Raw genomic sequence first — 22640 nt, 5'->3', positions numbered from 1 at the left:
CCCCCTCGGGGTGGCCGGGGTGAGGGGAGGTGTCTCAGCTGCAGGGGTTGGTCTTGCTGTCGACGACCTTGTCCGTGAGGGCGTCGGGGATCTTCGGGAGGGCGCGGACGCCCGGCCAGTCGGCGCCGATGACGAGCTGGATGATCGGCCCGGTCGGAGCCTTGCCCTCCGGGGTGGGCGGGGGCGCCACGGCCGGGACGTACTTCTCGGTGGTGACCGGCTTGACCTTGCCCGCGACCGGGGTCCGCTTGTCGCCGGAGAGTCTGGCGGCCACCGCGTCGCCGTACGAGAGGCCGTCGGCGGCGTCCTTCTTGGCGTAGCGCACCGTGGTGGTGGGCACGTTGGCGGTCGCCGGGCGGGCGTTACCGACGTGGGTGACCACGAACCCCTGGTCGGCCAGCTCGGCGGCGACCTCCCTCGCCCTGTTCGGTGTGTCCGTGCCGTTGAAGACCTGGAGTCTGACCTGCTCGCGCTTGACGGCCGGCTTGGCCTTGGGGTCGGGGGGCGGGGTGACCTCGGTGTCGTTCTTGATCGCGGCGAACAGCTGGTTCGCGTACGGCTGCACCCAGGCGACTCGGTTCGGGTCGTCGGGGTGGGGGCCCCACGGGACGGTGATCAGCTTGACGCCGCTCGCGGTCAGCTTCTGAGCGCTCTGCCCGATCTGGAGCAGGGTGTTGGTGTCCCTGGCCAGTTCCTCGTCCATCCGGACGGATTTGGCGGCGGTGGTGATGAAGTTCAGCATCTTGGCGGGGTCGGTCAGCAGCTCGCTGCTGGTCGCCTTCTTCACCACCTGGCTGAGGAAGACCTGCTGGCGCTTGATGCGGCCGATGTCGCTGCCGTCGCCGTAGTTGCGCAGCCGGACGTAGCCCAGCGCCTTCTCGCCCGCGAGGAGGTGCCAGCCCGCGGGGAGGGTGAGCTTGGACTTCTTGTCGTCGACCGGCTTGGTCAGGCAGATCCTGACGCCGCCGAGAGCGTTCACGATGTTCTTGAAGCCGGTGAAGTCGACCTCGACGAAGTGGTCGATGCGGATGTCGGTGAGCGCCTCGATCGTGGTGATCGTGCAGGTGATGCCGCCCTCGTTGTAGGCGGCATTGATCATTTCGGTGCGGGCCGCGACCGGCGCGCCGGTCTCCGACTTGCAGGGGGGCATCTCGACGACCGAGTCGCGGGGGAAGCTGATGAAGGTCGCCTTGTCGCGGTCGGGGGAGACGTGCATGAGGATGATCGTGTCGGTGCGCTTGCCCGCGTCGGCCATCTTCTGGCCGTACTTCAGGTTGTCGCCCTCGCGGGTGTCGGAGCCCACGATCAGCACGTTGAGGGCGCCCTTCACGGCCGCCGGCCGGTTCTGGCCGAGTTTGCCGCTGAGGTCGACGGTCTGGAACTCGCCGAGGGTGTCCCGGTAGACCTTGTAGCCGCCGAGGGTGCTGAGCACCAGCACTCCGGTCGCCGCGATGCCGGCCCAGGCGCCGATGCTGAGCCGCCGCTGCTTGCGGCCCCGGCCCTTCGGCGCTTTCTCCTGCGGAGTCGGCGGGAGGTCTCCCGGCGGGCTCTGGAGGGGGGCGTCCCCTCTTGAGCGCCGCGATACGCGGTGGCCGGGAGAGGTCGGTTCGCTCCGGCGGTCTCTGACGGCCGCCTGCCGGTGGTCGCTCATGCGATCCTTCCGCTCGGCGGCGTCGTCCGGTGCTCATGCTCGGTCATCGAGCCCAAAGGGTAGATCACGAGATGCGCGCCAGGAGACATGATGATGCGAACTTGGCCAAGACCGCCCCCTGACAACCGCCATGTTTGGATCCGGCGGCCAGCATACTCAAATGCGGACATTGGTAGGAATGTTACTGAAATTAGGTTTACGTACGGCAAGTGCCGCTGCCAGGCAGGCGGCGGGTACGGCCGGCAGGACGTACCGGTAGTCGAACTCCGCCACCGCCGGCGGCAGCACCAGCAGCACCACCGCCACCGACCAGGGCAGCGCCCACGCCGTGGACTCCGGGCGGAAGCGCCGGACACACGCCGCCGCGGGCGGCAGCAGGAGAACCACCAGGACAGCCGCGCCAGGCAGTCCTGCGATTCCCTGATAGGTACGGATCCAGCCCGCGTACGGTTCGACGATCCGGGTGGAGATCTGCCCCCGCTCGTAGCGCTTCGCGGCCTCGGCGCCCACCGTCGCCGGATAGCGCCCCGGCGGCGCGGGCGGTGTCGCGGGGAACCGGTAGTAGTCGTAGATCTCCTGATCCGGGTAGACCGGGCGGCCCACGGTGAACGAGCGGGCCAGTTCCGAGGTGACCGAGCCGAGATAGTCCAGCGGCTGGCTCATGATCGCCAGTGACGCGAACCGCCCGGCCAGCGTGTCGTTCGTCCGGGTGAAGGTGATGCCGGGCAGTTTGACCAGCGGGGAGTCCTGCGCCCAGACGTACTCCTGCGCGGGAGGCCGCAGGTGCGGCGGGCGGGGATCGCAGAGCACCGCCAGGTCGGGCGGCGGGCGCATCACGTCGCAGTCGGCGAAGGTCATCGTCTTGCCGTACAGGAAGACGCCGTTCGCGCCCACGATGCCGATCCGCTGGTACGTCGCGTAGAACCAGGCCCCGTACCCCACGATCGGCAGCGTCGCGGCGGCGATCATGACTCCCGCCGCGAGCACCCGCCCCCGCTCCCTGAAGATCAGCCAGGCCGCGAAGAGCGCCACCAGCGGCAGCCCGACGGTCCTCGTCAGCGTCGCCGCCGCGAGCAGCAGTCCGATCCCGCCCGCCGTACGCCACCCGACGGAGTCGCGCACGGCCAGGCAGGCCGCCGACACGACCAGGACCGCGAACAGGGTGTCGGAGACCAGCAGGTGCTCCAGCTGGATCTGGTAGGCGTCCAGGAGGGAGGGCACCGACGCGAGCGTCGCGGCCCAGCCCGGCGCCCGCAGCCGCCGCGCGGTGAGATAGACCAGCACGCCGATGAGCAGCCCCAGCAGGTGCTGGGCCGCCACGACGACGGCGAACTCGTGGAACGGTTCGAGCAGTCGCATGAACATCGGGTATCCGGCGGGACGGACCAGGTCGGGCCGGGGTTTCAGCGCGGTGACGACGTACGTGTAGGAGTCGGGGAACCAGAGCGCGGGCCGGTAGCCGAGCATGGTGATCACCCGCAGCGCGATCCCCGCACCGAGCACGGCCAGGAACCAGCGGTGGTCGGTCGGCCGGCGGTGACCGGGGAGCCCGCGGCGCTCCGGAAACTCGCGATCGCCCGAGACCCCGCGACCACGCCGCACCCACCCGATCACTCGTCCCCCTCCTCGCACGCTGCGCGTACGCTACCGGCTCTCACCCCGGCTCCGTGCTCGCACCGGCCCTCGTGTTCGCTCTCCCAGGCCCGTCCGGGCCCCTGCCGGGCCCCGTCTGGACCTCGTGCCTGTCCGGCCCCAGTCCGGCCCCGCCGGGATCTTCCCGGCCCCGTCAGGACTCCTGCCCGTCAGGACTTCTACCCCGTCAGGACCCCTGCCCCGTCAGGAACCCCGCACCCGCCCGGACCCGTGTCCGGCCGGGCCCGGCGTGTCCGGCCCCGTTTCCAGCACCGTGTCCGGCCCAGGCCCGGCGTGCCCGGTGCGGGCGGGAAGTGGCACTACGCTCGATTCGAATCATGACCATCGGCTGGCTGGACCGTACGCGCAGGCCCTCGGCGGGCAGGGTGCTCGCCGTGGTCTCCGTCGTGCCCGTGCTCGTCCTGGCGGGCTGGCTGCTGGCAGGACTGCCGCTGCTGCTGCTCGGCTGGTTCCGGCCGCTCGCCGCGGTCCCGCTGGGGCTGGTGGCCATCGCGCTGCTGTGCCGGTACGGCCTGCGCCGCCTGCCGGAGATCGTCGAGGCGACCGCCTGGCAGGTGACCGGGGTGGTCGCCGTCGCCCTCGCCTCCGGGATCTTCAACGGCCTGCTCCACGGCGAGCAGCTGATCGTCCGTCGCGACCCCGCCACCTACGCGCAGTACGGCATCTGGCTGGCCAGGAACGGCTCGCTGCCGGTCCCCTTCCAGGATTGGGCCTTCGGCGGCACCGACCCGGCGCTCCACTTCGACAGCGTGGGCTTCTACGTCTCCGACGGCGCGGTCGTGCCGCAGTTCATGCCGGGCGCGCCGATGCTGCACGTGGTGGGCGCCTGGCTGGGGGACATCGCGGGGTTGCTGCTGGTGCCGCCGGTGCTGGGCGCGGCGGCCGTGCTCGTCCTCGCGGGGGTCGTCGCCCGGCTCGCCGGGGCTCGCTGGGCGCCTCTCGCGGCGCTGGTCTTCGCCGTCTGCCTGCCGATCCTCTACACCTCGCGGACGACCTTCAGCGAGATCCCGTCCCTCGTCCTGCTCTTCGGCGGTCTCGCGCTGCTGTACGACGCCGAGGCGAGGCTCCGCTCCCACACCGTCGGCGTCGGCGACTCACCGCACCGGCTCTCCGACCCCGGCCCCGCCCTTGACCTCAACCCCGGCCCCGGCCTCAACCCCGGCCCCGGCCCCGGTCCTGGTCTCGGCCTCGGTGGGCACCCGGCGCGAACGGGCGGTGCCCGGACGGCCGCCGCCCTGGCGGGGCTGGTGTTCGGGCTGGCGGTCCTGATCAGGATCGACGGGCTGCGCGACGTGCTCCCGGTGCTCGTCTACGCCGGGCTGCTCATCGCCCTGAGCCGGGCGGGGAACCACGACGGGGGACGGCTGGGCGTGCCGCTGCTCGGCGGGCTCGCGGCGGGGACCGGGCTGGGTCTGGCCGCCGCCTACCTGCTGTCCAGGCCGTACCTGAAATACCTGTCGGACTCGCTGATCCCGTTGCTCGCCGTCTGCGGCGCGGTCGTGGTCCTCACCGTGGTGGCGGCGGTGCTCGCCCCGTGGCTCGCGGCACCGTTGCGGCGGATGGCCGGGGTCGGGAGACTGCCCGAGATCGCCGCCGGACTGGTGGTGCTGGTCGCGGCGGCCTTCGCCGCCCGGCCGTGGCTGGAGACCGTGATCCGGCCACCCGTCACCTCGGGAGACCGGATGACCGCGCAGTTCATCGAGGGGGTCCAGCAGGTCGAGCGCCTGCCGCTCGACGGCTCCCGGCTCTACTACGAGAACTCGGCGCACTGGGTGATCTGGTACGTCGGGCTCCCCGTGGCGATCATGGCCACCCTCGCCGCGGCCGTGCTCGCGCGCAGGCTCGTCACGGGGACCGCGCCCGGCTGGCTGCTGCCGCTCGCCGTCATCGGCTGGACCACGGTCACCACGCTCTACCGGCCGGGTATCACCCCCGACCACCCGTGGGCCGCCCGGCGGCTCGTCCCCGTCGTCATCCCCGGTCTGATCCTGCTCGCCGTCTGGGGCCTGAGCTGGGCGCGCGACAGGGCGCGGAGGTCGGGGTACCGCCAGGGCGTGCGCAGGGGCCTCGTCGCGGTCGGCGCGGTCCTCTTCCTCGTCCCGCCGGTGATCACCTCGGGGGGGACGGCGTTCAGCCCGGTCGACCGCGGCGAGCTCGCCGCGGTCGAGGCCATGTGCGCCGCCCTCCCGCCCCGCGCCTCGGTGCTCGTCGTCGAGCGTGTCACCGCCGCCCGCTTCACCCAGGTCGTCCGGGGTGTCTGCGGCCTTCCCGCCGCCAGGCTCACCATCTATCGCTCCGACCTTCCCAAGGCCGCCGACGTCGCCCGCCTGGCCGCCCGCGTCCGCTCCGTCGGCCGCACCCCCGTCCTGCTCGCCGCCGAGTCCCGCCAGCTCTCCCGGTACGGCGCTCCCGTCCACATCATGAACCTCCGCACCCGCCAGGACGACCGTTCCCTCATCACCCCGCCCAACGGCACCTGGTCCCTCGCCGCCGACGTCTGGATGACCGTCCCGCGTGCGAACACCGACACGTGAGGGGAAAGCCAGGTCGGTGAGGGCGCGGAGGGGAGCCGAACCGGTCCGGTGGGGCGGCTCAAGGGTGCGCAGGGAAGCCGTCGTAGGAAGGCGATGTGCGCTCGGGGTCTGTCCGGGCAGAGTATCCTCGCCCGTCGAGAGCATGCCCGAGAGCCCGAGAGCCCGAGAGTGGATCAGCCGTGGACGCAACGCCGTACGTGACCATCGTCCTGCCGTGTTACAACGAGCAGGACCACGTCATCGCCGAGGTCGAGCGCATCTGCGAGGCGATGGACCACAGCGGATACACCTACGAGCTCGTCGCCGTCGACGACTTCTCCACCGACGAGACCCTGGCGAGGCTGAAGGAGGCCGCGCCCAGGTTCCCGAACATGCGGATCAGGGCCTTCCACCGCAACGGCGGCTCCGGCACGGTGCGCAGGATCGGCACGCAGGAGGCGCGTGGCGAGATCGTCGTGTGGACCGACGCCGACATGACGTACCCGAACGAGCGGATCCCCGAGCTCGTCCAGATCCTGGAGAAGGACCCGACGATCGACCAGGTCGTGGGCGCGCGGACCAGCGAGGAGGGCTCGCACAAGTTTCTGCGGGTCCCGGCCAAGTGGTTCATCCGCAAGGTGGCCGAGCGGCTGGCCGGGCAGAAGATCCCCGACCTCAACAGCGGGCTGCGGGCGTTCCGCAAGTCGGTCGCCAAGCCCTATCTGCGGCTGCTGCCCCCCGGCTTCTCCTGCGTCACGACGATCACGCTGTCGTTCCTGTCGAACCAGCACGACGTCTACTACCTGCCGATCGGCTACAGCAAGCGGGCCGGCAAGTCCAAGTTCAGCTTCGTCTCCGACGCCTACCGCTACATCCTGCAGGTGCTGCGGATGGTGATGTACTTCAACCCGCTCAAGGTCCTCATGCCGCCCGCGCTCTGGCTGGTCGGCATCGGCCTGGTCAAGGGCGTCGTCGACATCGTCCGCTACGGGTTCTACCTGACCAGCAACACCATCGTGATCTTCCTGTCCGGCCTGCTCATCGGCTCGCTGGCGCTGCTGGCCGACCTCATCGTGCGCTCCAGGAGCGAGTAGATGCGGATCGCCGTCATCGGGCCGACGTACCCCTACAAGGGCGGCGGGGCCGCGCACACCACCGAGCTGGCACACCGGCTGCGGGCCGCGGGGCACGACGTGGTGATCGAGTCGTGGCGGGCGCAGTACCCCTCCTTCCTGTATCCGGGGCGGCAGACCGTCGACACGCCCGACGGCGAGCCGTTCCCGCACGTCCTGCGCGACCTCGACTGGCGCCGCCCGGACGGCTGGGTCCGCGCCGGGCGGCGGCTCAGGAGCGCAGACCTTGTCGTCCTCGTCGTCCTCAGCCCGGTGCAGGTCCCGCCCTACCTGGGCATCCTGTACGGCCTGGGCCGCAGGACCCGGGTCGTGGCGCTCTGCCACAACGTCCTGCCGCACGAGCGCAAGCCGTACGACACACCGCTGATGAAGGCGCTGCTGCGCCGGGTGGACACGGTGCTCGTCCACTCGGAGGGGCAGGCGGGCAAGGCCCGCGACCTGGCGGCCACGCCCGTGCGGGTGGCCGAGATGGCGCCGCACCTCCCGTCGGGGACCGACCGGTGCGGCCCGGCGGAGGGTGTGCACGACAGGCTGCTGTTCTTCGGGCTCGTCAGGCCGTACAAGGGGCTTGACCTGCTGGTCCGCGCGCTGCCCGACGGGGTGTCACTGCGGGTCGCCGGGGAGTTCTGGGGCGGCCTCGAGGAGACGACCAGGACGCTCGCCGCCGAGCTGGGGCTGGACGGGCGGGTGGAGCTGCGGCCGGGATACGTGGCCTCGGCCGACCTGCCGGGGCTGTTCGCGGACGTGGACGCGCTCGTCCTGCCCTACCGGAGCGGGACGGCGAGCCAGCAGGTGTGGCTCGGCCACGAGCACGGGGTGCCGGTCATCGCCAGCAGGGTGGGCACGCTCGGCGACCACGTCACCGACGGGGTGGACGGGCTGCTGGTCGAACCGGGCTCGGTGGAGGGGCTGCGTGCCGCGCTGACCGCGTTCTACCGGCCCGGCGAGCCCGAGCGGCTCCGCGCGGGGGTCAAGGCCGTCGACCCCGAGCCTTACTGGACCTCCTACGTCGAGGCGCTGGTCTCGGACGCCGCTCCGGACGCGGACCCGGGTTCCTCGCGCTGACCCTCGGGACGGGAGAGGCGTCCCCACAGGAAGCCGATCCCGGCCCAGCTCAGGTCGGCGAGGGTGAACATCACCCTCGACACCACCGCGGCCACCAGCGCCCTGGGGGAGTCGAGCACCGGTGCCAGGGCGAGCACCAGCGCCCCTTCGCGGACGCCGATCCCGGCGGGGACGATCACCGTGACGATGCCCGTCGCCCAGGCCAGCGCGTAGGCGCCGACCGCCACCGGATAGAGGGAGTCGCCCCAGGCGCCCAGGTCGGCCATGGGGAGCAGCAGGTGGGCGCCGTACACCACCCAGCCGGTGACCGTGAGGGCGACCGCGAGGAGCACGGCCCCGCCGCTGAGCAGCCGGCCCTGGCCGAGGGGCTCCTGGCGGGCGATCCGCAGGGCCAGGTTGAGCCCGAACGTGAGCACGGCCGGGTGCAGGCAGACGGCGATCACGGGGACCAGCGCCAGCAGGTACCACGCCTGTGTCATGGTCTCGCGCAGGGTGACCGCCGCGACGAGGAGGGCGCAGCCCAGGGAGATCAGCAGGGCGAGGGAGACGGAACCGAACATGCGCCGGGGCGGGACGTCGTGGTCGCGGCCGAGCTCCATCATCGCGGCGTACGCCCAGACGCTGCCCGGCACGTACTTGCCGAGCTGGCCGACGAAGAACACCCTCGCGGTGCTTCCGAGGGGGAGCGGCGAGCCCATCCCGGCCAGCACCGTCCGCCAGGCCAGCACCATGACGCCGATCCCGGCCATCACCGAGAGGTAGGAGCCGCCGAGGGACCACCACGACAGCTGGGAGATCGCGGCCGTCGTCTCCTCGCGGTTCCTGACCAGGCCGTACCCGAGGAAGCCCACCGCGACCAGCGCGAGCAGCACCCGGAGGAGGCGGCTTGACCGCAGTCGGCTGAGCATCCGCCAAGGGTACGACGGCCTCCTTACCCGACGGTAGGGTCGCGGGTCACCGGTACTCTTGGGCGGCGTCGTGCGAAGTCGCGGAGTCGCGTGGAGGGGAAGAAGAGGAGCGGTGAGCGAGTGATGAGCGCCGAGCGGGTCGCCCAGCTTGAGTACTCCGAGTTCCAGGCGGCGATGCTGGACGAGGAGAAGCGCCGCAGGAAGGCCGCGAAGATCGTCGCTGTGCTCGGGCACTTCCTCGGCAGGGACACCGACGTCCTCGCCGGTCTGACGGTCGCCGACATCGGCTGTTCGGCGGGCTTCATCGCCGACGAGCTGGCCTCGGCGGGCGCGAGCCACACGTTCGGCGTCGACATCGACGTGCCGGGCCTGCGCAGGGCGTCCCAGAGGTTCGGCGAGCGGGTCGAGTTCGTGTGCGCGGACGGCACCGCGCTGCCCTTCCCCGACGGCTCGATCGACGTGCTGGTCTTCAACCACATCTACGAGCACGTGGTCGACCCTGACGCGATCATGGCCGAGATGCGCCGGGTGCTCTCCGAGGACGGCGTCCTCTACCTGGGGCTGGGCAACCGGCTCGGGGTGATGGAGCCGCACTACAAGCTGCCGTTCCTGTCCTACCTGCCGCCCGCGCTCGCCGACCGCTACGTGCGGCTCTTCGGCCGGGCCGACAGCTACTACGAGCGCTACCGCACCAGACGGGGCCTGCGGAAGATGGTGCGCGGCCTGCGGGTGTGGGACTACACCTTCCCCGTGCTCGTCACCCCGGCCTCGTTCGCCGGGAACGAGCTCTTCCCCGGCGTGGTGGGACGGGTCGCGGGCGGGGTGCTGTCGAGGCTGCCCCGCCCGGTGCTGCGGGCGCTGCTGCCGGTGGTGCCCACCTACCTGTGGGTGGCGACCAGGGGCGACCGCCGCCCGGCCGGTTCCTCCCTGCCCCGGCCGCCCGAGCCGGTGCGCCCCCTGTGAGCTCCTCGCGGGCCCGCCGCGGGTCCTTCCCGCTGCGGGCCGCCGCTGTGACCCCGGCGGGGCTCTCGTGACCGCGGGTGCCGGATCCGGCAGGTCCACCCTGAGGCGGGTGGCCCGCGTCGCCTTCCTGCTCGTCGCGCTCGGGTTCGGCGCGTGGGTGGTGGTGGACCAGTGGGAGGAGATCCGCGCGGGGTTCGCCCGGCTGTCGTGGACGTCCCTCGCGCTGTCGCTCGTCGCGGTGCTCGCCGCGCTGTGCGGCGGGATGATGACGTGGCGGGCGCTGCTGGCCGACCTGGGCTCGCCGCTGCCCCTGCGCGCGGGGGCGAAGGTCTTCTTCGTGGGCCAGCTGGGCAAGTACATCCCCGGCTCGCTGTGGCCGGTGATCGCCCAGATGGAGATGGGCAAAGAGCTGGGTGTGCCCCGGTCGCGGAGCGCGGCGGCGTTCTTCCTGACGCTGCCGGTGCAGCTCGGCAGCGGGCTCGTGGTCTCGGGGGTGACCCTGCTTGCGGCGATGCCGGGGGCCGTGGCGCCGTACGCGTGGGCGTTCCTGCTCATCCCGGTGCTCGCGGTGGCCTTCGAGCCGAGGGTGGTGAACGCGGTTCTCGGGTTCGGGCTGCGGAAGCTGGGGCGCGAGCCGCTGGAGCGCCCGCTCACCCGCAGGGGCATGCTCACCGCGCTGGGCTGGGCGCTGCTCGGCTGGATCGCGTACGGGCTGCACCTGGCGGCGATCGTCCACGACCTCGGGTCCTTCGGTCTTTCCGCGGTCCTGTTCTCGATCGGCGCGTTCGCGCTCTCGTGGTGTCTGGGGATCATGACGTTCGTCGTCCCGGCGGGGGCGGGGGTGCGCGAGGTGGCGATGGTGGCCGTTCTGGCGCCGGTCCTGGACCGGGGATCGGCGATCACGGTGGCGCTCTGCTCCCGGATCGTGATCATTCTCGGAGACCTTCTCTGCGCGGGTCTCGCCGGTCTGACCGCGCGCCGCGCCGAGGGCTCCCGCAAGGACCGCGCTTCGGGAAAAGCAGTGTGATTTCCCCCACGGTTTCAGAGACTCTGGCAATAGAGTAAACAAGAGGAAGGGGACGGTCGTCCCGCTGTGGATCATGAGGGGGGCGATCCTTCTTGACGCCGAGAGTGCTCGTCGACGCGGCCGCGGTTCCGGCCGATCGCGGTGCGCTGATCAGGTATGTCGATGGGCTCGTCGCCGCACTGGACAGGGCGGGCGCTGATCTCGCGGTCGTCTGCCAGCGCGCCGACGCCGCCCGATACGCCGGGTTGGCGCCCTCCGCGCGGATTGTGCCCGGGCCTCACGGGATCACCAACCGGGCCGCCCGCCTGACATGGGAACAGACGGGTCTGCCGTTTCTGGCCCGGCAGGTCGGCGCCCAGGTCATCCACGCCCCTTACTACTCGATACCGCTGAGTCCCGGCCTGCCCACCGTGGCGACCGTGCACGACCTCACCTGCTTCACCGAGCCCCTGCAGCACGACGCGGTCAAGGCGGCGTTCTTCCGGGCCGCGACCCGCACGGCGGTCCGGCACGCCACCCGGGTGATCGTGCCCTCCAAGGCGACCAGGGACGAGCTGATCAGGATCCTCTCCGCCGACCCGACCCGCATCGACGTCGCCTACCACGGCGTCGATCCCGCGCTGTTCCACCCGCCGTCCGAGCGGGAGATCACACACGCCTCCGATCGGCTCGGCCTGCACGGCACCCCGTACGTCGCCTTCCTCGGCCCGCTGGAGCCGCGTAAGAACGTGCCGAACCTGATCCGCGGCTTCGTGCGGGCCGTCGAGAACATCCCCGCCCCGCCCGCCCTGGTGCTCGCGGGGGGCGTCCGCGACGCCGAGGTGGACGCCGCGGTGGAGAAGGTCCCCTCGACCGTTCGGGTGCTGCGTCCGGGTTTCCTGTCGTTCTCCGACCTGTGCGGCTTTCTCGGCGGTGCGGTGGTCGCGGCCTTCCCCTCGCGGGGCGAGGGCTTCGGGCTGCCGGTGCTCGAGGCGATGGCCTGCGGCGCGCCGGTGCTCACCACCCACCGCACCTCGTTGCCCGAGGTGGGGGGCGACGCGGTCGCCTACACCGAGCCGGACGCCGAGAGCATCGCCGAGGCGCTGCGCACGCTGCTCTCCTCGCCCGAGCGCAGGGAGGCGCTGTCCGTGGCCGGGATCGCCCGCGCCAAGGAATTCACCTGGGAGGCCTCGGCGGAGGCACACCTGCTCTCCTATCAGCGCGCGGCCGAGTAGTGAGTTAACCTCTCGGCATGACGGAGACCCCCTTGCCCGATCTAGAGGCGATTCTCCTTGTCGGTGGACGAGGGACACGCCTGCGTCCGATGACGCTCGGCACCCCCAAACCCCTGCTGCCCACGGCCGGGGTTCCCTTCCTCGCCCACCAGCTCGCCAGGGCGAGGGCCTTCGGGGTGCGGCGCATCGTGTTCGCGACCTCCTACCGGGCGGAGATGTTCTCCGAGGCGTTCGGAGACGGCGAGGCGTTCGGCCTCGCGCTCGAATACATGACGGAGGAGGTCCCGCTCGGCACCGGTGGGGCGATCCGCAACGCCGCCGAGGCGCTCACCTGCGGTCCCGACGACCCGGTGCTCGTGCTCAACGGTGACATCCTGTCCGGTCACGACATCGGCGACCAGATCGCGACGCACGTCGCGAGGAGGGCCGCCGTCACCCTGCACCTGACCGAGGTGGAGGATCCCTCACGCTTCGGGTGCGTGCCCACCGACGAGGAAGGGCGGGTCACCGCCTTCCTGGAGAAGACCCCCAACCCGGTCACGAACCGGATCAACGCCGGATGTTACGTCTTCACCCGCTCGGTGATCGACACGATCCCCGAGGGCGAGGTCGTCTCGGTCGAGCGTGAGACCTTCCCCGGCCTGATCGAGGACGGCGCCCTGGTGCTCGGCTACGCCGACGCCTCCTACTGGCTCGACGTGGGCACGCCCGCGGCCTTCGTGAAGGGCTCCCGCGACCTGGTGCTCGGCCGTCTCGCCTCGCCCGCCCTGCCGGGGCCCACCGGTGACTTCCTCGCCCTGCCCGGCGCCATGATCTCGCCGGAGGCGAAGGTCTCCGGCGGTTCCGTGATCGGCGCCCGCGCGATCGTGGAGTCGGGAGCGCAGATCAGCGGCAGTGTCCTCGGGGACGACTGCGTCGTTCACTCGGGCGCGGTCGTGGTCGACTCGGTGGTCGGCATCGGCGCGCGTGTCAACTCTGGAGCGGTCCTGAGGGACGTCGTCCTCGGTGACGGCGCCGTGGTCGGCTCGGGGAACGAGCTGCTCGCGGGCAGCCGGGTCTGGCCCGGCGTCGTGCTTCCCGAGTTCGCGATCCGCTTCTCCAGCGACATCTGAGCGTCCGGGGCGCGTGGACCTTCGTGAGGGAACGCGAGTGGTGCCCGCCCTGGCCGGTCGACCTGGCGCTCGCGCTCGACCCGCACCGGCGCGGGACCGGCGACCCCACCCTGAGGTCGGTGCCCGGCGGCGCCTTCTGGCGGACCTCGCGCACGCCCGACGGTCCGGGGACGCTACGGGTGGCCCTCACGGGCGGCCGGGTGGCGGCCTCGGCGTGGGGGCCCGGGGCGGAGTGGATGCTGGAGACGCTTCCCGCGCTGCTGGGCGAGGGTGACGACGTCTCGGGGTTCGTTCCCGGGCACGAGGTGCTGCGGAACGCGGCGAGACGCTATCCGGGGCTGAGGATCGGCAGGACCTCACGGGTGCTTGAGGCGCTGGTCCCGGCCGTGCTGGAGCAGAAGGTGGTGTCCACGGAGGCGCGGCGGGCGTGGCGGTGGCTGCTGGGCCGCTACGGCGAGCCCGCGCCGGGTCCCGCGCCCGAGGGGATGAGGGTCTTTCCCCCACCCGAGGTGTGGTGGTCGATCCCTTCGTGGGACTGGCACCGCGCGGGGGCGGAGGCGGTGCGGGCCCGTACGATCGCGAACGCCGCCCGGCACGCGGGGAGGTTGGAGGCGGTCGAGGGCAGCGCCGACGCGGATCGGTTGCTGAGGGCGCTGCCCGGGATCGGGGTGTGGACGTCCGCCGAGGTGCGCCAGCGCTCGCACGGTGACGCGGACGCGATATCGGTGGGCGACTTCCACCTGCCGTCGCTGGTCGGCTGGTCGCTCAGCGGTGAGCGGGTGGACGACGCGCGGATGTTGCGGCTGCTCGCTCCCTACCGGGGGCACCGGCACCGGGTCAGCCGGCTGCTGGGGTTGGGCGGTGTGCGGCCACCCGCTCGCGGGCCGAGGATGCCCGTGCGCGACTATCGGTCGTTCTGAGCACTCCCTCGGACGCCGGTGCGCGATCACCGGTCGTCCTGAGGATTCCCTCGTCGGGGAAGGGTTCGCCGCGTTGCCAGTCGAGGCTGTCGCGCGTGTCGGCTCCGATCAGCGGGGCGAGGACGGCGACGGCGGCGAGGGCGAGGAGAAACCAGAGCATTTTCGGCTCCTGCTGGGTGAGGTCCGAGGGGGTTCCCGCGGAGGATCGGGGCGGGCTTCCCGCGGGTGCGGGGTTCCGGTTGATGTCTCTAATTTATGCATCTGCAAGTATTTACGTCTATCGAGACTTACTTGACGGCATGCTTTAGAAACGCTGAAGTGTTCGGCCTTCGCTGCCGTCCGGTGCGGGTGGTGTCCTGGCGCCCGGACAGGGCCGTCGCCGGCTTGCGGCGTCCGGGCATTCGAGTGGGGCGGGCATCGGCTCCGGGGCCTGTGGTGCGGGCGCCGGGACCGTGAGCGGGTACCCGCCGCCCCACGTTCTCGTGTCGCGCCGTACTGTGCGGACATGAGCGCTAACCCCACCGACAACGCGATGCGCCGGGCTCTGGCCAGGGCCCGCGACGGCAAAGCTCTCGACATCACCGAAGCCACCGTCCTGCTGCACGCGCGGGACGAACATCTGGAGACCCTCCTCGACCACGCGGGGAGGGTGAGGGACGCCGGCCTGGAGGCGGTCGGCCGGCAAGGAGTCATCACCTACAGCCGCAAGGTCTTCATCCCCCTGACACGCCTGTGCCGCGACCGCTGCGGATACTGCACGTTCGCCACAGCCCCACACAAGCTGGAAAGCATGTTCCTGAGCCCCGACGAGGTGCTGGAGATCGCCGGGCAGGGCGCGGCGATGGGGTGCAAGGAGGCGCTGTTCACCCTGGGCGACCGGCCTGAGGACCGCTGGCACCAGGCCCGCGAGTGGCTGGACGCGCACGGCTACGACGACACGCTGTCCTACGTCCGCGCAATGGCCGTGCGGGTGCTCGAGGAGACCGGGTTGCTGCCTCACCTGAACCCGGGCGTCATGACCTGGCGAGACCTGCAGCGGCTCAAGCCGGTCGCGCCCTCCATGGGGATGATGCTGGAGACGACCTCGCGGCGGCTCTTCGAGGAGAAGGGGCAGGCGCACCACGGCTCGCCGGACAAGGATCCCGCCGTGCGGCTGCGCGTGCTCGAGGACGCCGGGCGGACGAACGTGCCGTTCACCAGCGGCATCCTCATCGGCATCGGGGAGACGGTCGCCGACCGCGCCGAGTCGCTCTTCGCGCTGCGCAGGGTGGCGCGCGAGTACGGCGGCATCCAGGAGATCATCGTCCAGAACTTCCGCGCCAAGCCGGACACCGCGATGCGCGGCATGCCGGACGCCGACCTGCAGGAGTTGGCCGCGACGATCGCGGTGACCCGGCTCGTGCTCGGACCGAAGATGAGGGTGCAGGCCCCGCCGAACCTGGTCGACTCCGAGTACGAGCTGATGATCAGGGCGGGCATCGACGACTGGGGCGGCGTCTCGCCGCTCACGCCCGACCACGTCAACCCCGAGCGTCCCTGGCCGCAGATCGACGACCTCGCCGCCCGGACGGCCGCGGCCGGGTTCGCGCTGCGCGAGCGGCTCACCATCTACCCCGAGTTCGTGCTGGCCGGGGAGCCCTGGCTCGACCCGAGGCTCAACGCGCACGTCGCAGCCCTGGCGGACCCCGAGACCGGGCTCGCCCGCGAGGACGCGGTCCTGACCGGCCGCCCCTGGCAGGAGCCCGACGGCGGTTTCGTCTCCCTGGGCCGCGTCGACCTGCACACGGCGGTCGACACCGAGGGGCGCGGCGCCGACCGCCGCGACGACTTCGACAGCGTGTACGGCGACTGGGAGGCGCTCAGGGAGCGTCTGCCCGCAGCCACCTCGGCCGTGAGGGGTGACGTACGGGAGGCCCTGAACCAGGCCGAGAGCGACCCGGCGGGCCTGAGCGACGCACAGGCGCTCGTCCTGCTGGACCTCGCGGGAGACCAGAACGGGGTGGGCGCCGACGACGCCGCGCTGGACGAACTCTGCCGGATCGCCGACGGCCTGCGCAGGGAGGCCGTCGGCGACGAGGTCACCTACGTGGTGAACCGGAACATCAACTTCACCAACGTCTGCTACACCGGCTGCCGCTTCTGCGCCTTCGCGCAGCGTCGTACCGACGCCGACGCCTACACCCTCTCCCTGGAGCAGGTCGCCGACCGCGCCTGGGAGGGCTGGCAGGCCGGGGCGACCGAGGTGTGCATGCAGGGCGGCATCCACCCCGACATGCCGGGCACCGCGTACTTCGACATCGCGAAGGCGGTCAAGGCGAGGGTGCCGGAGATGCACGTCCACGCGTTCTCACCGATGGAGGTGATCAACGGTGCCAGCCGCACCAACCTGTCCGTCGAGGACTGGCTGGTCGCCGCGAAGGAGGCGGGCGTCGACTCGCTCCCGGGCACCGCGGCGGAGATCCTCGACGACGACGTCCGCTGGGTGCTGACCAAGGGCAAGCTTCCCACCAGGGAGTGGGTCGAGGTCATCTCCACCGCGCACCGGGTCGGCATCCCGACGACCTCCACGATGATGTACGGCCACGTCGACAACCACGGGCACTGGGTGCGGCACATCCGGCTGATCCGCCGCATCCAGGAGGAGACCGGCGGGTTCACCGAGTTCGTACCGTTGCCGTTCGTCCACCACAGTGCGCCCATCTACCTGGCGGGGATCGCCCGTCCGGGTCCGACTGCGCGGGAGAACCGGGCCGTGCACGCGCTGGCGCGCGTCCTGCTGCACGGCGCGATCGCCAACATCCAGTGCTCGTGGGTGAAGCTCCAGGACGAGCTCTGCCGCGAGGTGCTGCTTGGCGGGGTCAACGACCTCGGCGGCACCCTGATGGAGGAGACGATCAGCAGGATGGCCGGGTCGGAGAACGGCTCCTTCAAGACCATCGGTGAGATCGAGGCGATGGTCGCCCCGACCGGGAGGCCGCTCCGGCAGCGGACCACCTCCTACGGCGTGCCGGACGCCGAGCGGGTGGCCGCGGCGAGGGCGAGTGACGGCGTCTGCCGCAGCGTTCGCCCCAACGCGCTTCCGCTGCTCTCCCTGGAGCCCTCGGCGAAGTTATAACAAGTTCTACGTCTGGCCGTCTTCGCGGAAGGTTCGTCGGCGCAATCGGCACTCCCCCTGTAGCCATATGTAGGGAGAGGTCCCGGTTTGTCGTCATCCGGCGGACACCGCGTGGCAGCCGGCATCGACCGCCGCCGGCGTCAGGCACGCGTACGTCTGTCGCCGGCGGCGGTCGCGGTCGCCGGGTCCGCCCGAACAGCCGACCCGGTGGCTCCCGTCAGCGGACGACGACGAAGTCGGACGCGAGCCTGGGGGGGCGGTCCCTCGGCGGGGCGGCAGGGTGGCCGATGGCGACGGCGCCCATCGGGTCCCAGTCCAGGGGCAGGTCGAGGACCTGCCTGACCACGTCGCGGCAGAACATGGTGGACGACACCCAGGCGGAGCCCAGGCCCTCCACCGCGAGCTGGACCAGGAAGTTCTGCACCCCCGCGCCGGTCGCGACCACGAACATCTCCCGCTCGGCCACATCACGCCGGTCGTCGCCGTAGGTGTGCGAGCCGTCCATCACCAGGCAGGGCACCGCCAAATAGGGGGCCGCGCGCAACACGTCGCCCCGCCTCACCCGCTTGGCGATCGACTCCTCGGAGAATCCGTCACCGCGCAGGTCGGCGATCCAGGCCTCCCGCATCGCGTCGAGCAGCTTCTCGCGGGTCTCCGCCGACTCCAGCAGGACGAACCGCCACGGGGTCGTGTGGTGCGGGGCGGGCGCGGCGATCGCGGCCTCGACCGCCCTGCGGACCTTGGCGCCGTCCACGGGGTCGGCGGAGAACTCGCGGACGGTCCTGCGGGCGAAGACCACGTCGCGCGAACCGTACCGGAACATGTCCTCGGCGGACGGGCGGAGCAGCTCACCGACTCCCGGACCGTCCTCCTCCGTGGTGTACTCCGCCAGACCTCTGATCACCGCCACCGGGGTCTGCGAGACCTTCCCCTTGACCAGGTCCCCGGCCGCCGCGAACTCGTCGGCGACGGCGGTCAGGGTGACCTCGAGCGGGTTGCCGTGGTCGTCGGACATGCCCCGGTAGTCGAGCGCGGGCGTCACCCCCGCGAGGCCGACGGCGAGGTCGGTCTGGCCGTTGCGCCACGGGCGGCCGAAGGTGTCGGAGATGACCACGCCGACCGACACGCCGAGCAGCTCCCTGACGCGCGCCCTGACGGCCGAGGCGGAGGCGTCCGGGTCGGCGGGCAGCAGGACGACCGTGCCGGGACGGGTGTTGGAGGCGTCGACCCCGGCGGCGGCCATCACGAACCCGTGCGCCGTCTCGGCGATCACGGTCTCACCCCTGCGGGCGACCACCCGCCTCGTCTCCGCCTCGACGGCCTCGGCGCGGGTCACGTCGTGCAGCACCCGGCCCTCGGCCTTGCTGGAGATCTTCGAGGTGACCACGAGGATGTCGCCGTTGCGCAGGTCGGGCAGGGCCGTGGCGATCAGCTCACCGACGTCGTCGCCCTCGCGCACCTCGGGCATACCGGGGACCGCGAAGACCTCCACCTTGACGTCCGAGGACTTCTCCTGCCCGCGCCTGAACCGGCTCATCACACACCTTCCTCAGGGGTCTCGCGGGTTCTCGTGGGTACGCCGGATCCGTTCGCGGCGGGAGAACCCGCGTACGGCGCCGGGGGGTCGGCGCGTCGGCCCGCGAGCCGTACGGCCATGTCCAGGGCGGCACGGGCGATGGCCGCGGCGGACTCGATGTCGTGCATGATCAGCGGGCGGGCCTCGACGTCGACGCCGTCGAGGGCCACCCCGGCGTCCTCCTCCGCGACCAGCCAGCCGTCCACCAGCGATGATCCGTACAGTTCGAGGACCGCCTGCGCGGTGGTCTCCACGCCGATCGCGGTCAGGCAGGCGTCGGCCATGCCCCGGACGGGGGCGCCGCCGACGATGGGCGAGACGCCGACGACGGTCTTGCCCTCAAGGGCCTCGCGGACGCCCTTGATCTGCAGGATCGTGCCGATGCTGACGACCGGGTTGGACGGCGGGAGGATGACCGCGTCCGCGGCGGCGATGGACTCCAGCACTCCGGGGGCGGGGGAGGCATCGTCCGCGCCGACCAGGATGATCTGCTCGGCGGGGACCGAGGCGCGCAGCCGCACCCACCACTCCTGGAAGTGGATGGCGCGACGGCCCCGCTCGTCGGAGATGACGACGTGGGTCTCGGTCCTGTCGTCGCTCATCGGGATCAGGCGTACGCCCGGCTGCCAGCGCGCGCACAACGCCTCGGTGACTGCGGACAGGGGGTATCCGGCGTCGAGCATCTGGGTGCGCACGATGTGGGTGGCGAAGTCACGGTCGCCGAGGCCGAACCACTGCGGTTCGACGCCGTAGGCGGCCAGTTCCTCCTTGACGACGTGCGACTCGAACCGCCGTCCCCAGCCCTGCTCCTCGTCGATGCCGCCGCCCAGCGTGTACATCACGGTGTCGAGGTCGGGGCAGACTCGCAGGCCGTAGAGGTTGATGTCGTCACCGGTGTTGCCGATGACGGTGATCTCGGAATCGGGGGCCGCGGTGAGGAGGCCCCGCAGGAAACGGGCGCCGCCGATTCCGCCGGCGAGGGAGACGATGCGCATGCCGTCCAGTGTTCCACTAGGTCACCTGACCCGTTGTCGGGGTGCCGGCGGGCGATTCACACTACTCTTTTCATGATCGTTATGAGGGGCGCCCGCCCTGCCGGATCGCCTGGTAGGCCGCCCGAAATATGGGCTTATAGGGTGTCAACAAAGGGCTTGTGGGGTTGGTGGGCTTCCCGGGACCACCGGCAGCAAAGTCAGCCATGTGCAAAACTGGCCCGGGTTTACCTAAAGACCCTCTGGGGGTAGTTGTGATCAATGTCGAGGCAGGCCGGCTCCGGGGACCGGCGGCGTGGCTCATGGTCGCCTTCGGGTCCGCGAGCGTTCTCGTCGGCATCGAACGCCTGCTTTTCGGGGGTGGGCCGTCGTCCTCCTTCGCCGAGCGCTCGTCGGTCTTCACGGGGCAGTTCACCTCGCCGGTCGCGTCCGCGTTGCTCGTGGGTGCCGTGCTGCTGGCGACCAACTTCGGCCCGGTGATCGAGCGGCTGAAGGTGATGGCCCTCGTCGTGGTCGGCACGCTCGGGCTCTCCGCGCTGTTCGGCCTGATCGGCCTGTTCGGTGGGCTGTTCGGGGGCGTGGAGGGCTTCCTGGGGAAGGTCGAGTTCTTCCTCGTCAACCTGCCCGCCCTCGCGTTGACCGTGGTCGCGCTGCTGTACGTGCTGCCGAAGGCGATCCCGCCGGGCCAGCGCGACGACCCCTTCCGCGCCGGTGGCGGCTTCGGCCACTCCCCGGATCCGCAGGAGCAGCGGTACGCCTACGGCCGGCCGCCCGTCCCCGGGCAGCAGCCTCCCTTCCAGGGCCCCCAGAGCCCTCAGGGCGTTCCGGGACAGGGCGTTCCGCAGGGCGCGTACCCCCAGGCCCAGGGCGGCCCCCCTCCCCACGGTCCCCAGGGGCAGATGCCCCCGCAGGGCGTCCAGGGCTACCCGCAGGGGCAGGAGCCGCAAGGCGGTCAGGGCTATCCGCAGGGCCAGGGGTCGCAGGGTGGCCAGGGGTACCCGCAGGAGGCCCCGCCCGTCCCGGCCCCGCAGCCCCCGTACGACCGCCCCGCGCTCCCGCCGGCGCCCGCGCACAGTTCCGCCGGAACCCAGGAGGGATACGGCCGGCAGGAGGCCCCCCACGCGCAGCCCGCGCCGCAGGCCGGTGAGGGATATTCCCAGGCCCCCTACTCGCCGCCCGAGAACCAGCCCTACGCCGCCCAGCCCGGCTCCTACGCTCAGCCGTCCCAGCAGCGGGAGCCGCAGGGGCAGGGATACGCGCAGCAGGAGCAGAACCACCCGCAGCCCGCCTCCCCTGCGGAGAGCTACACCCCGAACCCGTACGTCGCGGCGGACGTCCAGCCCTCGACCCCGGCCAAGCCGTACGACCCCCCGACCACGGCCTACGATCCGCCGATCTACGCCGCCCCGGTGGAGCCGCACGCCCAGACGGAACCCCGTCTGCCGAGCTATCCGCAGTTCCCCGACTCCTCGTCGTACGGTCAGGAGTCGCAGGACTTCGGCAGGCAGGCTGAGTCTTCGGCGTCCCCGGCGTCCCCGGCGTCTTCGGCGTCTTCGGCGTCTTTGGCGTCCCCGGCGTTCCCCGAGTCCCCGGCCTCGCCGGTTTCCCCCGCGTACGGTCAGGAGTCGCAGCCGTCGGGATCCGGGCGGCACTCCAGCCCCCGGCTGCCGAGCTACTCCCAGTACTCCGAGTCTTCGCCGTCTTCGCCGTCTTCGCCGTCTTCGCCGTCCTCGTCGTACGGTCAGGGGTCGCAGGACTTCGGCAGGCAGGCCGACTCGTCCGCGTACGGTCACCAGTCGGACCGGTCGCGGTCCGACTACGGACAGACCGCTTCTTCCGGACAGTCCGACCCGCTCTTCGGTCGCCAGGACGAGCCCCCGACTTCTCCGGTCTCGCCGGTTTCTCCCGCGTACGGTCAGGAGTCGCGACAGCCGGGCTACCCGCAACCGGAGCAGCCGAGCTACTCGCAGCCCGATCCGCAGGGATACCCGCACGCCGACTCGCAGGGCTACCAGCGGTCCGAGGCCCCGGGCTTCGGCGGGCACCGGGAGTCGCAGTCCTTCCCGCAGCCGGAGCCGCAGTCGCCCGGCTACGGGCACCAGCCCGAGCAGCAGGCCGAGGGGCACCAGGGCCGGTCGGCGGACAGCCGGCAGCACCCGCCGTTCGACGGCCCGCCGCAGCCTTTCCCGCAGCCCCCGGAGAACTACGGCCAGCCGTTCACCGGCTACTCCGGCGCCGAGTTCGGCCGCCAGGGTGAGCAGAGCCAGGCCTACCCGGCGCCCGACCCGGTGGACCTCAGGTCCCAGCAGATGGCCCAGGCCTACCAGCAGGCGGAGAGCTACCAGCAGCAGGCCCAGCAGGGCGGCACCGAGCCGCAGCTGCGCGTTCCCGAGTACGGTTCCCCGGGTTATGAGGGCCCGTTCGGGCACCCGCAGACCCCTGAGGCCCCGCAGTCCCCGCAGTCCCCGCAGAGTCCGCAGCCCTCGCAGCCCCCTCAGGCTCCGCAGGACTCCCAGGCGCCGTACCAGTCCCACCAGTGGGACCCCCAGTCGGAGACGACGGTCCGGTTCGACCCGAGCGCCTACCAGGGAGACCCGCTGAGCGGTCCCTCGCCCGCGGCCAGGACGTGGGATTCGCAGCCGATAGACCCCACGGCGATCTACAAGCCCGAACAACGCCCAGGTCAGGTCACGGATGAGGAAACCCCGGATAGAGAGAGGGTGGGCCCCGGTCAGGATCAGAACATGTCCTGGTACGGTTCCGACCGCCGAGAGCACTGAGCCCCTGGCGGTCGAAGC

15 protein-coding genes are annotated in these 22640 nt (G+C 71.6%); 10 read left to right on the top strand and 5 right to left on the bottom strand.

The annotated features are described in order from the left end of the window. Nucleotides 1-34: 34 nt before the first annotated feature. Both ACIBH4_RS07820 and ACIBH4_RS07815 read right to left on the bottom strand, forming a co-directional pair. Complete coding sequence (locus ACIBH4_RS07820) at nucleotides 35-1651, bottom strand: LCP family protein (protein ID WP_362502353.1); 1617 nt, start codon at nucleotides 1649-1651, stop codon at nucleotides 35-37. A 156-nt stretch (nucleotides 1652-1807) separates the two neighbouring features. Next, complete coding sequence (locus ACIBH4_RS07815) at nucleotides 1808-3265, bottom strand: hypothetical protein (RefSeq protein ID WP_362502350.1); 1458 nt, start codon at nucleotides 3263-3265, stop codon at nucleotides 1808-1810. Nucleotides 3266-3621: 356 nt separating this feature from the next. Between ACIBH4_RS07815 and ACIBH4_RS07810 the strand changes: the two genes are divergently transcribed. The 3 genes from ACIBH4_RS07810 (at nucleotide 3622) to ACIBH4_RS07800 (ending at nucleotide 8015) form a co-directional block, all read left to right on the top strand. Beyond that, on the top strand, nucleotides 3622-5838 hold the full coding sequence (locus tag ACIBH4_RS07810) for a hypothetical protein (protein ID WP_362763216.1): 2217 nt from the start codon (nucleotides 3622-3624) through the stop codon (nucleotides 5836-5838). 179 nt (nucleotides 5839-6017) lie between these two features. Then, the gene (locus ACIBH4_RS07805) at nucleotides 6018-6911 is read left to right on the top strand and encodes a glycosyltransferase family 2 protein (RefSeq protein ID WP_350946463.1); all 894 of its coding nucleotides are present in this window, start codon (nucleotides 6018-6020) and stop codon (nucleotides 6909-6911) included. Beyond that, nucleotides 6912-8015 carry a glycosyltransferase family 4 protein gene (locus tag ACIBH4_RS07800; RefSeq protein WP_362502343.1) on the top strand — a complete coding sequence of 368 codons (1104 nt, stop codon included), beginning with the start codon at nucleotides 6912-6914 and terminating at the stop codon, nucleotides 8013-8015. It begins immediately after the preceding gene. Here ACIBH4_RS07800 and ACIBH4_RS07795 read toward each other — a convergent pair. Beyond that, entirely contained in the window at nucleotides 7955-8923 is a 969-nt protein-coding gene (locus ACIBH4_RS07795) for a lysylphosphatidylglycerol synthase domain-containing protein (RefSeq protein ID WP_362502340.1), read from the bottom strand. The genes ACIBH4_RS07800 and ACIBH4_RS07795 overlap by 61 nt on opposite strands. A 123-nt stretch (nucleotides 8924-9046) precedes the next feature. Between ACIBH4_RS07795 and ACIBH4_RS07790 the strand changes: the two genes are divergently transcribed. The 6 genes from ACIBH4_RS07790 to ACIBH4_RS07765 all read left to right on the top strand — a co-directional run bounded on the left by ACIBH4_RS07790 (nucleotide 9047) and on the right by ACIBH4_RS07765 (nucleotide 17274). Continuing rightward, nucleotides 9047-9886: a class I SAM-dependent methyltransferase gene (locus tag ACIBH4_RS07790; protein ID WP_362502337.1), complete on the top strand. Its 840-nt coding sequence runs from the start codon at nucleotides 9047-9049 to the stop codon at nucleotides 9884-9886. Between the two features lie 109 nt (nucleotides 9887-9995). Continuing rightward, the gene (locus tag ACIBH4_RS07785; protein WP_362502334.1) at nucleotides 9996-10913 is read left to right on the top strand and encodes a lysylphosphatidylglycerol synthase transmembrane domain-containing protein; all 918 of its coding nucleotides are present in this window, start codon (nucleotides 9996-9998) and stop codon (nucleotides 10911-10913) included. Between the two features lie 92 nt (nucleotides 10914-11005). Continuing rightward, nucleotides 11006-12127 carry a glycosyltransferase family 1 protein gene (locus tag ACIBH4_RS07780; protein ID WP_362502331.1) on the top strand — a complete coding sequence of 374 codons (1122 nt, stop codon included), beginning with the start codon at nucleotides 11006-11008 and terminating at the stop codon, nucleotides 12125-12127. Between the two features lie 17 nt (nucleotides 12128-12144). Next, entirely contained in the window at nucleotides 12145-13239 is a 1095-nt protein-coding gene (locus ACIBH4_RS07775) for an NDP-sugar synthase (protein ID WP_362502328.1), read from the top strand. 23 nt (nucleotides 13240-13262) lie between these two features. Continuing rightward, entirely contained in the window at nucleotides 13263-14159 is an 897-nt protein-coding gene (locus tag ACIBH4_RS07770; protein ID WP_362502325.1) for a DNA-3-methyladenine glycosylase 2 family protein, read from the top strand. A gap of 505 nt (nucleotides 14160-14664) precedes the next feature. Beyond that, nucleotides 14665-17274 (top strand): bifunctional FO biosynthesis protein CofGH, encoded by a 2610-nt coding sequence (locus ACIBH4_RS07765; protein WP_362502322.1) that lies wholly within the window; start codon nucleotides 14665-14667, stop codon nucleotides 17272-17274. A 217-nt stretch (nucleotides 17275-17491) separates the two neighbouring features. Here the strand turns inward: ACIBH4_RS07765 and ACIBH4_RS07760 are convergent, their stop codons facing one another. Then, nucleotides 17492-18811 (bottom strand): coenzyme F420-0:L-glutamate ligase, encoded by a 1320-nt coding sequence (locus ACIBH4_RS07760; RefSeq protein WP_362502319.1) that lies wholly within the window; start codon nucleotides 18809-18811, stop codon nucleotides 17492-17494. Next, a complete protein-coding gene (cofD, locus tag ACIBH4_RS07755; RefSeq protein ID WP_362763219.1) occupies nucleotides 18811-19845 on the bottom strand; it encodes a 2-phospho-L-lactate transferase in 1035 nt (344 codons plus the stop codon). Before cofD ends, ACIBH4_RS07760 begins: the two co-directional genes overlap by 1 nt. A 251-nt stretch (nucleotides 19846-20096) precedes the next feature. Here cofD and ACIBH4_RS07750 point away from each other — a divergent pair, with 251 nt between their 5' ends. Continuing rightward, nucleotides 20097-22622: a hypothetical protein gene (locus ACIBH4_RS07750; RefSeq protein WP_362763222.1), complete on the top strand. Its 2526-nt coding sequence runs from the start codon at nucleotides 20097-20099 to the stop codon at nucleotides 22620-22622. Nucleotides 22623-22640 lie beyond the last annotated feature (18 nt).

It is taken from the genome of Streptosporangium sp. NPDC050284 (genome assembly GCF_044459525.1).
Taxonomy (GTDB): Bacteria; Actinomycetota; Actinomycetes; order Streptosporangiales; family Streptosporangiaceae; genus Streptosporangium.
Note: the sequence above shows the minus strand (reverse complement) of the source record. Positions and strands in the feature narration are given on the sequence as shown.